The sequence below is a fragment of the Paenibacillus sp. FSL R5-0623 genome (assembly GCF_037974265.1).
GTDB lineage: Bacteria > Bacillota > Bacilli > Paenibacillales > Paenibacillaceae > Paenibacillus.
The window spans coordinates 2,729,876-2,744,384 of record NZ_CP150233.1 but is presented as its reverse complement, the minus strand read 5'-3'; the positions used below and the strand labels follow the sequence as shown (position 1 = coordinate 2,744,384).

Sequence of the window (14,509 nt, the reverse complement as noted above, 5' to 3'; positions counted from 1 at the left end):
TATATGAAAGGTTTCGATACTCACAATAGTCATATTCCAACAGAATACGAGTTCAAACATTCCAAATGGATTCAAAAAATGCTCCATGCCTACTGGGTTGTTATTATTGCACATTTCGCCATTCAGATTGGCTGTTTCCTGTTTCTGGAGTATGATCGCACACCTACAGATTTCTTGATAAATGTCCTGTTCTGGCCTACGGCCGTCAGCAGTTCATGCATTTTGTTCGCAAGTTGGGTTGATCGGCGCTCCAGCTCATATTCCTTTTACACCATGTCTATAGCCAGCACGGTTATCGCCTGGACGATTATTCATGTCAATTATGACATTCGGATTATATTAGCAATCTGTCTGTTGCCCATCTTCGCTTCAGTTCTGTTCTTCAGCAAAAAGAGAATCTGGATTGTTTTCCTGATGCAGATGATCGGTTACCTTCTCGTTCTGTTCGACCCTGCCTACCGATCCTACCTGTCTTCATTTGACATGGTATCCATTCCTGCTTTTCTAATCTTAGGCACATATGTAGCACAGGTTATCGTAACCAGCGGCGTTGAGGTGCTCGATGATCTTCAGGCCAGCATGCTTGCCAAGCAGGACCTTATTGTGCGAAATGCCATTATGACCAAACAGTCCAAAACAGACGGTTTAACCAACCTTTATAATCAAAGCTCATTCAAGGATTATTATGAAAAAGCATTTGAGTATGCCAACAGTGGCATGAGTCTGCACCTGGCCCTGATCGATATTGATGACTTCAAATCCATTAATGATACGTATGGTCATCGGGCTGGAGACATCATTTTGGAGAAAGTGTCCCTGATCATTCAGGAAACCATTACCTCAAGTGATATTGCAGCACGGTACGGGGGCGAAGAGTTCGCCTTATTGATGTTTGAGCAATCTTTCAAGCAGGCCTATGCCTTGGTGGAACAGATTCGTCAGAAGATTGCCCTGATGGGCCATCTTGAACTTGAAGGAGCTTCCGTCACGGTGAGTATCGGTCTCAAAAGCTACAGTCCTAATCTAACCAAAGACAAACTGTTCGAGGAAGTGGATGCCTGTCTGTATGCCGCTAAACGAACAGGTAAAAATAAAACCGTAACATCACTTGATCTGACTTCGTCCTTGACAGAGAAAATGTAAATAAAAAAGTTGTGCTGTACACCGGAATTCCGGTTTGTACAACACAACTTTTTTTGGGTTTGAATACGATCAGCAGGCCGATCTTTTTCATACGTCTATGTTTTCATTCCGCCCATTCCCAGCGATGACGATTTTGCTCCAGCATCGGATGCAGGTATTCGGACGATCCGTCAATGATGAGACGCAACTCTTTGATCCAATCCTTGAAGGAATCAAATGAAGCAAACATATTCGCCATCTCTATCGTCAAATACAGAAAGTGAGGGGCTGGATATTCCGCAGTGATATGGCGCAGCGCGCTATCCACAGGTGTATATTTTTTTCTCTTGCCCTCAAGCCCCTCCACACGTATACGTGAAGTTGGATGTTCCCGCCGCCAATCATGCAGGCGATCTTCTCTTTTGTAATATGCCCGTATCGGTTCCTTGCTCATTCGTTTAAATGTGCTCTCGTGTAAAGGATACAGCACAAGCTGTGTGAATGAGCGGGTACCCACCGTTGCAGCGGCTCGCTCGAGTTGCTCATCAGTCACATGTTCAAACGAGTCATAAAAAGTCAGTGTACCTTTGTGGCTGGCCGCAGGTGGCTCATAACCATAAGGTACAGATGTATATTTTCCAGACATTTCACCCCTCCTTGTCTATACGCATATTCGCACAAAGATGATTGGGATAACCCCGCTAATGTTATTATACGCTAACGATCCTGCTTCAACTCGGAATAAAATGTCATTCTGTTCTTGCCTGCACGTTTGGACTCATATAGAGCTTCGTCCGCCATCCGAATAATCTCACTTGGGTTGTCGCTGTTGGTTGGATATTCAGCACCTCCAATACTACATCCAATTCGAATTCGCTCGTATTCGATAATAAACGGCTTGTTCAGACTTTGAATGATGGCTTCTGCATAAGCCATGGCTTCTTCCCTCGGATGACTTCCAATCGACTGAAGTACAATGAGGAATTCATCTCCACCCAACCGGACCGTTATCCCCTTCTCCTGACCAAGAGCAGACAGCCGCTGGGCCACTTTCTGTAACAACACATCTCCCGTCTGATGTCCAAGTGTATCGTTGACCCGTTTGAATCCATCGAGATCCAGATAGAGAAAAGTCAGCGTGTGATTTTCACTCTCGGTCTCCAGAGACTCCTCCAGATACACTTCTAGGGCAGTGCGGTTCGGCAGTCTAGTCAACTGATCAAAATGCGCCAGATTCTGCATCACAACCAGCTCTGAGTTTTTATTCATAAGAGAGGTCAGCATATCCCGAAGCGAACGGGACAACACTTCAATCTCCTTAATCCCCTTAATCGCAGGAATCTCAAGCTCTTCCCCTGCACGCAGTCGATTGGCTACTCTGGTAAGACGCACAAGTGGGGCAGAGATCAGACGTGAGACAAACCAGCCAATCAGTGCAAACAGCACGGTAACGGCGAGTCCAGACCACACATTAAACCACATCAGGTCAAACACAGAAGCAAAAGCAGATGACTTGACTTGACGAATGACTACGGTCCAGCCTAATCCGGGATAATCCAGATGACCCTGGCTGTAGGCAAACCCTGTCACATATTCATTCCCGTCAGGCCACTTTTCAATGGACCAACTGCTTTTGTTGCGCTGGGCCTCTTCAATGCCGGGCAATACCATCGGTTTACCGACCCATTCCTTCGGACCGAGCAGCACGGTATGTTCCTTTTTGCTCACGATAAAAAACTCAATGTCCTTTTCTTCCCTTTTCAATGGGGCAAGTACAGATTCCTCAACTTCCTTCGCCCACTCCCAGCTTAAATGTGCAGCGAGCACACCTTGAATCATTCCTTTGCTATCTTTCAGCGGAAAACTGATATCGACAAATTGCAACGGCTCTCCCGTTGGATTCGGAAGCAGCTTGGCTAGAAGAACTGCATTATGCACATCTCCAATGAATTTACCCCTGATTCCCTCCTGATACACAGGTCGCTCTGATAAATTTTCCCCAAGCAAAATTCCATCCGTGGCAGCTAATACTTTTCCCTTCGGGTCCATGAATCCAACCCATGAGAATGAGGGAAAGCTGTCTTGTAACTGATCCAGTAGCATCTGAATCTCATCAGGTTGGAATCCATCTTCCAACGAAGCCATTCGGCCCAACAGGTCCAGTTCACCCGCGCGAGCAGACATAAAACGATCCAGCTTGTCCGAAGCCTGTGAGGCCGTGCCTGTAAGCGAGTGACCAATCTCAGTCTCTACAGCAACAAATGACTTTTGGCTAAAAATAGACCCAATCGTCAGGGTAACCAGCAAGGATAACATAGCACAGATGACTGTGAGCACAGTTCTAATTTTGAATGACATTACTTCCTCCATTACACGGTGAAACCATCTTGCTTTTCAACATAACTATGCTGCAAAGAGTACACGGAATGTCACCTAATCGTTTTCATATTTATCGGAACTTGTATGTTTTTTTATTATACGTGTCCATACAATATTACATTGAAATCTTCACCGTGTTTCTTCCATTCAAAGAATAGACACGATTCTGTATATACATACTTGGGTTATGAATATAGAGAGCAAGCATATCCTTCAAAGGATCATGCGCCTGTATGTCACAGAGAGAGAAATCGAAATACTAAACATTGGGGGTGTAATGTTGAGCCTGCTTCATGTTGCTGTTATTCTACCTTTTGCCGCTGGCATTTTTCTTGCCATGCTGCATCGTTTCTTCCGTAAAAACCATTTGGGATGGCCGGTTCTCCTTGTCCCGGCACTATTATTTGTATACTTTGCGAGTCTCATACCCGCTGTGTCACAGCGCAATACCGTATCTGGAAATATCCCATGGATTCCTTCACTGGACATTGGATTTAATCTGTATCTGGACGGTCTGAGCCTCATGTTGACACTGCTAATCACCGGAATTGGTGTCCTCGTTGTTCTCTACTCCATCTTCTACATGGATATGAAAGAAGCGCTGAACCGTTTCTACCTGTATCTGTTGATGTTCATGGGAGCCATGCTGGGCGTGGTGCTGTCTGATAATATGATCGTGCTCTACGGATTCTGGGAATTGACCAGTATTACGTCATTCCTGTTGATTGCATTCCATTACAAACGTAAAGCCTCGACTTCAGGAGCACAAAAATCATTCCTGATTACGGTATTTGGCGGTTTCGCCATGCTTACCGGATTCATGATGATGTATCTCATTACCGGAACATTCAGTATTCGTGCAACCATTACAGGATTGGGTCAGTTTCAGGAGAGCGCATTATTTCTACCCGCACTTGCCTTGATCCTGATTGGAGCTTTCACCAAGTCAGCTCAGTTCCCATTTCATATCTGGCTGCCGGATGCCATGGAAGCTCCGACACCTGTTAGTGCCTATCTTCACTCAGCCACCATGGTTAAGGCCGGACTGTACGTTGTAGCCCGGTTTACACCAATCTTCGGTGGACAAGGACTCTGGTTCTGGCTCGTTACCGGCGTTGGTCTTCTGACTTTGTGTTATGGATCATTCCTGGCGGTGAAAAAAAACGATCTCAAAGCGATTCTCGCCTATTCGACCATCTCTCAACTCGGTCTGATCATGTCCCTCTTAGGGGTTGGATCTGCTGCTCTCTACTTCGGATATGGCGAATCCTCTGCGATGTATACCGTGGCAATAACCGCTGCACTGCTTCACCTGTTTAATCATGCGACCTTCAAGGCCGCTCTGTTTATGGTCGTAGGCATTGTCGATCATGAAACGGGTACACGTGACATTCGAAAGCTCGGTGGACTTGCTTCATTCATGCCAATTACATTCACCGTGGCTTTGATCGGTTCACTTGCCATGGCGGGTATTCCGCCGTTCAACGGATTCCTGAGCAAGGAGTTATTCTTCCAGGCGATGGTCGAAGTCACGCATCTGCGAATCTTTGGACTTGGGTCCTGGAGTGTTCTATTGCCGGTATTCGCTTGGCTTGCAAGTGTGTTTACCCTGATCTATGCGCTTATTATCGTGTTCAAAACATTCCTCGGTCGTAGCCAAAGCGAGATTCCTGCCGAGAAGCTGCACGAAGCGCCCGCTGGCATGCTCATTCCGCCTGTTGTTCTAGGTGTTCTTGTCGTTGTATTCGGACTCTTCCCGAATCTGCTGGCCGGATCACTGATTGAACCGGCAATGGCCGCTGTGCTTCCATCCCTCTTGAATGGGAATGAGCGCTTCGATGTACATTTCTCCCTGTGGCATGGATGGACTACGGAACTGATTATGACGATCGGAGTTGTGATTCTCGGAATCACTCTCTACAAGCTGTTGCCACGATGGAGGAATATTTATGAGCACTATCCACAAGGATTAACGATTAACAATATGTACCATGTCGTACTGGATAATCTCCAGCATTATGCACGCAAATGGACGGAAGCCTATATGAATGGCTCGGTTCGTAATTATCTCGTTTACATTTTCTCATTCACGGTCGCGTTGCTGGTCTATGCCTTCTTCCGTTCAGGAGAAAATATTACCTGGAATCTGCAGGGTAATGCACCTTTCTCATTTTATGAGGTCGTTCTGCTCGTCACGCTCATCGGTGCTGCAGTTTCGATTCCTTTTGCCAAGAACAGGCTGTCAGCAGTCATTATGACCGGAGCGGTTGGTTACATTGTAACCCTGCTATTTGTTCTGTTCCGGGCCCCGGATCTGGCATTAACACAGATGATTGTTGAGACGGTATCTGTTGCATTGTTCCTGCTCTGCTTCTACCATCTGCCTGAGCTTCAACGTGGCAAATCAAGCCGCAGTTATCTCACGGTAAATATGATCGTAGCGATTGCAGTCGGGATCGTCATGACTTTTGTTGCATTGGCCGCAAGCGGAACAGCATCACTGGACAGCATTTCAACCTTTTTCCTTCAGGAAGCGTATGACTCGGCTGGTGGTAAAAATGTCGTGAACGTTTTATTGGTAGATTTCCGTGGCTTCGATACGTTATTGGAGATTATGGTGCTTGGCGTTGCTTCATTATCCATCTACTCCATGATTAATCTGAACCTCGAAGCGAAAGACCTCGGAGCGCGCTTGAAGTTCCGTAAGAAGGACGAGAGTCAAGATACCGAACCTGCTCTGGATGATGAAGCGGACAATACGAAAAAGTATGGTAACCGGGAACGCAGCTCATCCTCGTGGGATACTGTCCCCTTGCAGAGTAATGATGTATTGCTGCAAACGACCACCAAGGTCGTTGTGTTCATCATTCTGACGTTTGCCATGCACTTGTTCTTTGCAGGACACCACAATCCGGGCGGAGGTTTCATCGGCGGCTTGGTAACAGCGGCAGCGCTTGTGTTGATTGCCCTGGCATTCAGTACAGATACGATACGCAAAGCGTTACCCATAGACTTCCGCGTTCTCACAGGAATTGGATTAGGTATAGCGTTACTGACAGGTGCGGGTTCATTTATATTCGGAGTTCCGTTCCTAAGCCAAACCTTCGGTTATTTCGAACTTCCTTTGCTGGGAGAGACAGAACTCGCTACGGCCATGCTGTTTGATCTTGGCGTGTATCTCGCTGTCCTGGGTGTCACCATGACCATCATTCTACAGATCGGGGAGGATCGCTGATATGGAAATATTGATGTGTGTAGCCGTTGGCATTCTGTTTGCGGTTGCCGTCTTTTTAATCTTGTCGCGGAGCCTGCTCCGAATCGTACTTGGCATGTCCATACTAACCCATGGCGTGCATCTGCTCTTAATCACCATGTCACGACTTAAAACCGGGGCACCACCCCTGCTTGGGGAGATGGCTGAACGCTATGTCGATCCTCTTCCTCAGGCTTTGATACTCACTTCGATTGTTATCAATTTTGGACTCACTGCGTTCTTCTTTGTTCTCTCGTATCGTTCTTATCTGAAGCTGAAAACAGACGATATGGAAGAAGTAAGGGGGCGCCCATATGAATAATCTTGTCGTTCTACCGATTCTGTTGCCTTTAATTACAGGCGTTCTGACTTTGCTCTTTTTCCGGAAAACAAATATCCAGCGGATCATTAGTGTCATCGGACTTTTGTTTACAGCAGCGGTCTCAACCATACTCATTACTCGTGTGACTCAAACTGGAGTTCTAACGCTGAATATGGGCGGTTGGGCACCTCCTTATGGTATTGTGCTTGTTGCTGACATGGTGTCAGCGTTGCTTGTTGTTGCTGCTTCCATCATTGCGCTGGCTTGTCTGCTGTATGCATTCCGCAGTGTAAACAAGGAGAGGGAAGAACATCACTTCTATCCTTTCTTTCATTTTCTGATCGCAGGAGTTAACGGTTCATTCTTAACCGGAGATTTGTTCAACCTATTTGTTTGCTTTGAACTGATGCTCATCTCTTCTTATGCACTGATCGTATTGGGAGGTACGGAAAGACAGCTTCGGGAAACGATCAAATATGTCCTGATTAACATCGTTTCTTCAGCACTGTTTGTCGCTTCCATCGGCTTCCTCTACTCCATTACTGGCACACTGAACATGGCAGACTTGTCTGTAAAGATTGCTGAAGTGGGACAAAGTGGGGTCATTACCCTGATTGCCTTACTTTTTCTGATCGTATTTAGCATCAAGGCCGGACTGTTCCTGTTCTTCTGGCTGTCGGGCTCTTATGCGGCACCACCTGCTGTTGTCACTGCATTGTTCGCAGGGTTGCTGACCAAAGTTGGCTTGTACGCGATTGTGCGAACATTCACACTGATCTTCTATCATGATCCGGATTTCTTCCATGCACTGATCGGATGGATGGCTGGTGCAACAATGGTCCTTGGTGTTATCGGTGCGATCTCATACCGCGATGTGAACAAGATTCTCATCTACAACGTGGTCGCAGGTGTGGGTTTTGTTGCTTTTGGTATGGCCTCGGCCAGTCGCCCTGCACTGGAAGGTCTGCTCTTCTATATGCTGCATGATATGTTGATCAAAACATTGCTCTTCCTGCTCGGCGGTGCCTTGATCGCTGTTGCCGGAACATCCAAACTCGACAACATGGGCGGGCTGATCCATCGCTATCCGCTGCTCGGCTGGATGTTCTTCATTAGCGCACTTGCCTTGGCAGGCTTACCGCCATTCAGTGGTTTTCCGGGGAAGTTACTTCTCTTTGAAGGCGGGTTGCAGGCAGGCTTGTATGGTCTGACCGGCATTGCGGTACTGTCGAGCTTGTTGATGTTATATTCGGTACTACGCATCTTCATACAAGCGTTCTGGGGCGAACCACCTGCCGGGGTTGCAAGACGCCCTTACGCGGTGAACGGCCTGCTGATTCCTGCCGGAATTCTGTTTGTATTCATCATCGTAATGGGTGTGGGGGCTGAAGGCATGTTCCAATTGACCTCCCGCGCAGGCGATATTCTACTGCATCCCAATATTTATATTGATGCCGTATTGAAGGAGTAGATGTCTATGGCCTTTCAGATTGTACTGAATCTTATCATTGCTTTTGTATGGATGTTTCTGAACAACGCCTGGAATGGTGTTGGTTTTCTCATAGGTTACCTGCTCGGACTGCTTCTCATCGGGGGGATGCGCAGATTCTTCCCCCAGCGCTTCTATGTTGTGCGAGTCTGGGCCATCTTCAAACTGATTACTCTGCTGTTCAAGGAACTGGTGCGAGCCAGCATTGAGGTTATACGCCAGATTATCAAGCCAAAGTTAGATATAAGGCCCGGTATTTTTACGTATAAAACTCAATTGTCCTCGGATTGGGAAGTTACTCTGCTCTGCTTACTCATCTCATTGACACCAGGTTCTCTGCCGCTTGAGATCTCCGGTAACCAACGCAAACTGTTTATTCACGCACTGGATATCAAGGATGAACAGAAAATGAGAGATAATATCCAAAATACATTCGAAAAAGCAATTATGGAGGTGACGCGTTAATGTTATCCTCACTGTTGTTCATCTCATTGCTCATTCTCTCCTTAGCCATTCTGGGTTGCTTGTACAGGGTGCTTCGGGGACCATCCATGGCTGACCGGATCACGGCACTGGATACCATCGGTATCAATGTGATTGCCATCGTTGCCGTTCTGTCGATGATGCTGCAAACCCAAGCCTATCTGGATATTATCTTGCTGATTGGCATTTTGGCTTTTTTAAGTACAGTGGCATTTGCACGTTATATTGAACGGGGGGCGGTATTCAAAAATGATGGAGATCGCTAAAGTAACCGCTGAAACCGCTATAGGTCTACTCGTACTGCTCGGTGCACTACTCAGTGCACTCAGTGCATTCGGACTTATTCGTCTGCCTGATGTATATCTACGTGCCCATGCCGCAACCAAAAGTATGACACTTGGTGTGTTCTGTGTATTAAGTGCTACATTTTTCTACTTCTGGTACTTCGATAACTATATCAGTGCCCGCTTGTTGTTAGGTATCCTGTTTGTATTCATCACGGCTCCGGTCGCCGGACATCTGAACGGACGGGCTGCCTATCGTACAGATGTACCGCTCTGGGAACAGAGCGTTCAAGATGAACTGGAACCCTTGTTAAAAGGAAAAAAAGTGAACCATGAAGCCAAGGATATGATGGAGTAATCCCCAGCCTAGGCATAACGAATACCCCCGAGGACCAACCGCCCGTTTCGCGGTTTGTTCCCGGGAGTATTTTTTTATTTTTCATACACGGATCATATCAGCCATGATTAGAGCACGATAAGGTACGTCAGAATCCATTCAGTCCCTGTCTTCTCAAATCGGCAGCCACAATACGAGCCAGCTCGGCAGCACCCTGACGATTCGGATGCAGACTATCCCCTGTCATATACAGAGCGAGTGTTGCCGCCGGACCAATGGATGTGAAATAAGCCGAACTCAACTTATTCAGTTCAACCAGGGTGACCCCCTCTTCCTGAGCTAGTGCACGGGTTGATTGGTTGTACCAGCGGTTCTCCGCTTGATGTACATTGGCTGTATTAAAGTCTGTTGCCCGGCCCTGAGGCGTGGAGAGGATGACCGTTGCTCCTTTGTTCTTCGCCTGGCGGACCATATCCCTCATAATCTCTTTGAACTGAGCCTCCGTTGTATTATTCTTGGCATTGGTATCGTTAATTCCGAATTGCAAAATAAAATAATCTCCCGGCTTAATATACTTTAGAATCGCTTCCATCTGACCATCATCGCGGAATCCTCTTGCAAATTGACCACTTGATGCCATATTTCGAACCTGGAAGGTGGAATTGTTCACATAGGACGGAAATAGCTGTCCCCAACCTCCCTGTACACTGCTACCCAGTGGATAGTAATTACATACCGTTGAGTCACCACCAATGTAGATTGTGCGGTTGGTAACAGTCTGATTGGATAACTTCCGGATTTCGAGTGCACTAAGTGTGAAGGCGGTGCCTGTCTTTCCTTCCGTGACCAGCAGGTTTAATTGCCCGTCAGTCACCGGAATTTGAAATTGGTCCGTTGCCCCGTTGCCCGTCATATTAATAATCTGGTACACACCTTCTGCAGCCACACTCGCTCTCGCTGTATTGCCCAGAACCACTTTGACCTCATATAGGCCATTGGACAGATTCACATTGAAGGTATTGGTGCTCTTGGTGCCGTACGTCAGAAACTGCACAGCGTCACTCTTAACCCCGCTTCCTGAGGCAGACACATTCCTCATCTGTGCAGGTGTGTTGAAGCCATAACCTTTCGTAGGCGTATAGGCATCTCCTGCGGACACGCCTGTGTAACCGCTCTCAACAGCACCCGAACCAAAATCAAATCTGTAATTGTCCGTTGCCGCTTCGGCGACTTGCCCTCCACTGCTTCCCAGGCCAATGCCCATTGTACTCGCAAACAGAACAAAACAGAGCAGAAGCTTTACCGATATTGACCATTTCATCACTGAATTCTCCTCTCGAATCAGAATTAAATTGGTGCGCGATCCACAGCTTCACAGCACTTGATCAAGCCATTCATAAGCCTTCGCACCGCTAATTTCATGTCCACCTGTAAAGAAATCCGCATCCAGTGATTCTGGTACTCCCGCCTGCTCATATATGTGGGTCAAACGCGCGTACGCCTCTCTCGCTGTATGGATTGGGAACACCTGATCATCACTTCCGGCTTCAATAAAAAGTGGCCTAGGCACAATGAGGCCGATGAGATCCGGCAACTCCGCTTCACGCAGGATACCTGGCACATAGTTGTCCAGACAATGGTTCCGATCCAGTATGCTGCCCTGGAATGTACTTGCATAACCACTTACTACAGTTGCCCGGAACCGTTCATCCAACGCGGCTGTAAATGCGGTCACCAGCCCACCACCCGAGATACCCATGCTTCCAATTCGCTCCGAATCCACTTCTGGCCGGGTAGATACATAATCCAATACTCGTGTTGTTTCATACACCCTATGACCGGCGAGGGTCTTCCCCACCATGAGCAGATGCGCAGCAATCTTCGTGCAGGAGCTTACCCCTGGTGGCGCATCGCAGTCCTCTTCCAATCTTCGATCACCAAATCCGAGCAACTCTGGAGCCGCAACCACATATCCACGTTTCACAAGAGCTACTGCAAAGTCCTTGTGTAATCCGGGCTCTCCTGTCCGTGGCGATCCATCCGGTTCCATGCCCGATATCTCTCGGCTACCGTAGCCATGCCCATGACAAGCAACAATAGCAGGTCTCTTTGCATCAGTAACGCTTCCATCACCCGGAATTAATAAATATACAGGCATGCGAAGTCCTGCATAGGTCGTGATTTCAATCCGCTCCCGGATATATCCGTCACATGTAATGCGCTCCAGTAAGACAGGATTCAGTGCGGCCGCCATCGTTGGAAAACCGCCCAGCCGTTCTTTCACACGAGTACGTAACTGACTGCGCCATAACTCCAGGGGTTGATCTGCATGATACGCGGAACGACCACTGAGATTCGTTTGTTGTTGTAGATAGGCTTCAATATCAAACATGGGCCTGTGTCCCTCCTGTTTTCGTAGGATAACGTAGATAAAAGACTGTCAGTTGGAATTAATCCCATCCATTATAGAACATCTATGTCACCCATGAATTGAACATGTTTGCCTGTTTTGAATAGAATCACACGATTTCTAGCCAAAAAAAGGATATCTCCAACCTGAAGACAGGTTACGGAAATACCCTTCATTTCGTCTGACCTGGCAGCCACCAGTTCCACCTGCCCATTAATTTCATCAATGCAGGTACCAATATTAGACGGATTAATGTAACATCAATCAACACCGCTGCCGTGATTCCGATCCCTAACTGCCTCACACCTGCAACTTCGGCAAAAGCAAACGGCACGGTCACCGCAAGCAGAATTGCCGCTGCGGAGGTAACCAGACGGCCTGTGGAAGCCAATCCCTGTTGGACAGCCACATCACTGTCTCCGGTTCGTCTATACACTTCCTGAATACGGCTCAGCATAAACACACCATAATCCATGGATATGCCAAACACCAATCCTGCAATGAATACAGGAATCATAATGGCAATGGCTGACGGCTCCATACCCAGATGTCCTTGATTGAACACCCATACCAATATGCCAAATGAAGCGGCTAAGCTGAGCAGATTCATCACAATTGCCTTAATTGGAATAAGCATCGATCGGAATGCCGCCAGTAACACAAGATAATTGGTGACCACTACAAATACCAGCACTTTGGGCAGTTGACTTGTGACTTCCTGCATTATTTCATACTGCTTGGCAGCTTCCCCCCCATAACGTAGTTTTACGTTATTGGAACCTAGTGCATGATCGCTATTCCTCATTCGTTCCAGCCAGTCTGCGACCTGCTCCGACCCGGGTTCCCCGTACACGTTGGCTATCAATCGTATGGAATGGTCAGAGACCGTTGAACGCAGCCATGCCGTCCTTGTTGACTCCTTGCCTTCTATGGAAGGAGTGAGCGCCGACGTTGGAACTTGAAAAAGGCTCTGCGAGTCATTTTGATTCGGCTGTAATAGGCCCCATGGTGAAACAATGCTCAATATGTCTGAGTCCTGCAGTAGTTGACGGGCTTTGTTGTGGGCCAACTGCCAGTGAGAGGCAGTCAACATTTCCTGCTGTCCGCCAATCACGATCTCGATGGCGGAGGTATTCTTTTGCCCAAAATCATGTTGCAACTGCTCTGCTGCCTGGCGGGACTCCATTCTCTCTGGCAGTGAAGAGGCATCCGGGACGGACAGTTCCAGCCGGGTCACTGGATAAACACACAGGAGCAGCACAACCGTACCTCCAATGGCCATACTGACGGGTCGTTTCATGACCATTGCTGACCATCGATGCCAGACTGAACCTCTAGGTAACGAATGAACTGACTTTCGCCTGAAGACCCGATCCGCAGACAGTGACAGCAGAGCTGGCAGCAGCGTAACATTTAACAGTAGCGATAAGAGCAGAACAATAATGGCTCCCAAAGAGACACTCAGAAACATCGGCAGTCTAATCCAGAGCAGACCCAGCAGTCCAAGGAGCACGCAAGCTGCCGAGAACAACACTGCTCTGCCTGCTGTACGTAATGTTCGCTGAAGAATCTCGCTCCGCAAAACCTCGCTCTGCATATCCAGGCTGCTGCCCGTAACGTTAGCTTTGCCTTTATCTTCATAGGCCCGCTGAAGTTCTTCCCTGTACCTGCTCAGGATGATCAGGGCAAAGTCTATACTTAGTGCCATGCCCACCATTGGAATCACATTAATGATAAAGTTGGACAATTCCAGATTGTAACCAAGGAGTGACGTGACTCCCATCGCGGTAATCACAGCACTGATCCCCATCATGACAGCAATCAACGCAGCATATAGCCCCCTGAATGCAAAACACAAAACGATCAGGGCAATCGGTAGGCCCACCATCTCTGCCCGTTCCAGATCACGAAAGCTCAGATGATTGACATCCTGCTGGACGACTGCCTTTCCCGTCAATTGCACCGTACCTGGACCGTCTGTTGCAAGCACGGCGCGCAACTGCTCCAGTGGGGGACCCATCTGATGCGCGGGCACATCCATTTTCACAAGGGCATATGCCCTTTGGTCTTGCAGCGTCACCCTTTCGCTAGCATCCAGAGGGGACTTGATAGAAGTTACCGCAGGCAGCACTTGAACCTGTGTCAAACGATCCTTGATCCACTGTCGGAACTGTAACGGCGAGGTATTTTCCTTTTTCTCAAACAACAGAATAACCGGATCAGCAGGAGAACTGAATTCGTCCTCCAGTAGAAGTTCAACCGCTTGCGCATCCCCGTGAACCCGCTTTAATCCGTGATCTTGAACAATGTCAGGTAACTTCCATGCCCAGACCGCTGACATCCCGATGATACATACCCAGCAGAGAATAATGAACCGCGGATATCGGCTGATGAAGGCAGCAAGTCTGCGATAACCCATACCTAAGCTCC

The 14,509-nt window shown here is 47.8% G+C and carries 12 protein-coding genes; 7 read left to right on the top strand and 5 right to left on the bottom strand.

The window, feature by feature from the left end:
• The first annotated feature begins 3 nt into the window (after positions 1 to 3).
• The gene (locus tag MKY92_RS12685; RefSeq protein WP_339300983.1) at positions 4 to 1,143 is read left to right on the top strand and encodes a GGDEF domain-containing protein; all 1,140 of its coding nucleotides are present in this window, start codon (positions 4 to 6) and stop codon (positions 1,141 to 1,143) included.
• Positions 1,144 to 1,246: 103 nt separating this feature from the next.
• Here the strand turns inward: MKY92_RS12685 and MKY92_RS12680 are convergent, their stop codons facing one another.
• Both MKY92_RS12680 and MKY92_RS12675 read right to left on the bottom strand, forming a co-directional pair.
• Positions 1,247 to 1,768 carry a hypothetical protein gene (locus MKY92_RS12680; protein WP_076217028.1) on the bottom strand — a complete coding sequence of 174 codons (522 nt, stop codon included), beginning with the start codon at positions 1,766 to 1,768 and terminating at the stop codon, positions 1,247 to 1,249.
• A gap of 71 nt (positions 1,769 to 1,839) precedes the next feature.
• A complete protein-coding gene (locus MKY92_RS12675; protein ID WP_339300982.1) occupies positions 1,840 to 3,480 on the bottom strand; it encodes a diguanylate cyclase in 1,641 nt (546 codons plus the stop codon).
• A gap of 301 nt (positions 3,481 to 3,781) precedes the next feature.
• Between MKY92_RS12675 and MKY92_RS12670 the strand changes: the two genes are divergently transcribed.
• The 6 genes from MKY92_RS12670 to mnhG are packed head-to-tail and all read left to right on the top strand — an operon-like array spanning position 3,782 to position 9,690.
• Complete coding sequence (locus tag MKY92_RS12670; RefSeq protein ID WP_339301775.1) at positions 3,782 to 6,736, top strand: Na+/H+ antiporter subunit A; 2,955 nt, start codon at positions 3,782 to 3,784, stop codon at positions 6,734 to 6,736.
• Position 6,737: 1 nt separating this feature from the next.
• Positions 6,738 to 7,076: a Na(+)/H(+) antiporter subunit C gene (locus tag MKY92_RS12665; RefSeq protein ID WP_036670645.1), complete on the top strand. Its 339-nt coding sequence runs from the start codon at positions 6,738 to 6,740 to the stop codon at positions 7,074 to 7,076.
• Positions 7,069 to 8,547, top strand: a complete 1,479-nt coding sequence (locus MKY92_RS12660; protein ID WP_339300980.1) for a Na+/H+ antiporter subunit D — start codon at positions 7,069 to 7,071, stop codon at positions 8,545 to 8,547. Before MKY92_RS12665 ends, MKY92_RS12660 begins: the two co-directional genes overlap by 8 nt.
• 6 nt (positions 8,548 to 8,553) lie before the next feature.
• Positions 8,554 to 9,030, top strand: a complete 477-nt coding sequence (locus MKY92_RS12655) for a Na+/H+ antiporter subunit E (protein WP_339300978.1) — start codon at positions 8,554 to 8,556, stop codon at positions 9,028 to 9,030.
• Positions 9,030 to 9,314 (top strand): Na(+)/H(+) antiporter subunit F1, encoded by a 285-nt coding sequence (locus MKY92_RS12650; protein ID WP_017688855.1) that lies wholly within the window; start codon positions 9,030 to 9,032, stop codon positions 9,312 to 9,314. The genes MKY92_RS12655 and MKY92_RS12650 overlap by 1 nt, the downstream gene beginning before the upstream one ends.
• Positions 9,298 to 9,690, top strand: a complete 393-nt coding sequence (gene mnhG, locus MKY92_RS12645) for a monovalent cation/H(+) antiporter subunit G (protein ID WP_339300976.1) — start codon at positions 9,298 to 9,300, stop codon at positions 9,688 to 9,690. Before MKY92_RS12650 ends, mnhG begins: the two co-directional genes overlap by 17 nt.
• Before the next feature lie 127 nt (positions 9,691 to 9,817).
• Here the strand turns inward: mnhG and MKY92_RS12640 are convergent, their stop codons facing one another.
• From MKY92_RS12640 to MKY92_RS12630, 3 genes are all read right to left on the bottom strand, one after another.
• Positions 9,818 to 10,933 (bottom strand): GDSL-type esterase/lipase family protein, encoded by a 1,116-nt coding sequence (locus MKY92_RS12640; protein ID WP_339301773.1) that lies wholly within the window; start codon positions 10,931 to 10,933, stop codon positions 9,818 to 9,820.
• A 108-nt stretch (positions 10,934 to 11,041) separates the two neighbouring features.
• Complete coding sequence (locus tag MKY92_RS12635) at positions 11,042 to 12,061, bottom strand: alpha/beta hydrolase family protein (protein WP_339300974.1); 1,020 nt, start codon at positions 12,059 to 12,061, stop codon at positions 11,042 to 11,044.
• A gap of 190 nt (positions 12,062 to 12,251) precedes the next feature.
• Entirely contained in the window at positions 12,252 to 14,498 is a 2,247-nt protein-coding gene (locus MKY92_RS12630; protein WP_339300973.1) for an MMPL family transporter, read from the bottom strand.
• Between the last annotated feature and the right edge of the window lie 11 nt (positions 14,499 to 14,509).

Coding starts and splice junctions, on each gene's coding strand:
- MKY92_RS12685 (WP_339300983.1), top strand. CDS start 4: ATGAAAGGTTTCGATACTCACAATAGTCATATTCCAACAGAATACGAG.
- MKY92_RS12680 (WP_076217028.1), bottom strand. CDS start 1,768: ATGTCTGGAAAATATACATCTGTACCTTATGGTTATGAGCCACCTGCG.
- MKY92_RS12675 (WP_339300982.1), bottom strand. CDS start 3,480: ATGTCATTCAAAATTAGAACTGTGCTCACAGTCATCTGTGCTATGTTA.
- MKY92_RS12665 (WP_036670645.1), top strand. CDS start 6,738: ATGGAAATATTGATGTGTGTAGCCGTTGGCATTCTGTTTGCGGTTGCC.
- MKY92_RS12660 (WP_339300980.1), top strand. CDS start 7,069: ATGAATAATCTTGTCGTTCTACCGATTCTGTTGCCTTTAATTACAGGC.
- MKY92_RS12655 (WP_339300978.1), top strand. CDS start 8,554: ATGGCCTTTCAGATTGTACTGAATCTTATCATTGCTTTTGTATGGATG.
- MKY92_RS12650 (WP_017688855.1), top strand. CDS start 9,030: ATGTTATCCTCACTGTTGTTCATCTCATTGCTCATTCTCTCCTTAGCC.
- mnhG (WP_339300976.1), top strand. CDS start 9,298: ATGATGGAGATCGCTAAAGTAACCGCTGAAACCGCTATAGGTCTACTC.
- MKY92_RS12640 (WP_339301773.1), bottom strand. CDS start 10,933: ATGGGCATTGGCCTGGGAAGCAGTGGAGGGCAAGTCGCCGAAGCGGCA.
- MKY92_RS12635 (WP_339300974.1), bottom strand. CDS start 12,061: ATGTTTGATATTGAAGCCTATCTACAACAACAAACGAATCTCAGTGGT.
- MKY92_RS12630 (WP_339300973.1), bottom strand. CDS start 14,498: ATGGGTTATCGCAGACTTGCTGCCTTCATCAGCCGATATCCGCGGTTC.